The following is a 287-nucleotide window of genomic DNA, read 5'->3' on the forward strand; positions in this document are numbered from 1 at the left end:
AATCGCCTTTGTTTCCTGCATACCCTTTATGATAATGTTCCAAGATTCTTCAATGGTCTCAATTTTAATACTTGGACCACCAGCTAGTCTCGCAATATCGGTGCTTTGCTGCGAAATGTTCTGCGCATTCTTAAGAAGCATTTCGTTTGTCCTGCGGTCTAATTCACTCATCGAATCAGCCACTAGCTTTTGTCTTTTCGCTGCCATCGCTTGAATTAACCCATTCTTAAAAATCGGAATCGTCGTGACAAATGCCGAATTTATTTTGCCAATCAGTTTCGTATTTC

The 287-nt window shown here is 40.4% G+C and carries 1 pseudogene (running past one end of the window); it reads right to left on the reverse strand.

The annotated features are described in order from the left end of the window. A pseudogene (locus tag V7659_RS31910) lies at nucleotides 1-287 on the reverse strand (toxic anion resistance protein) (its annotated part continues 696 nt past the right edge of the window); the annotation flags it as partial.

The sequence above is a fragment of the Neobacillus drentensis genome (assembly GCF_036966985.1).
Lineage (GTDB): Bacteria > Bacillota > Bacilli > Bacillales > Cytobacillaceae > Neobacillus > Neobacillus drentensis_E.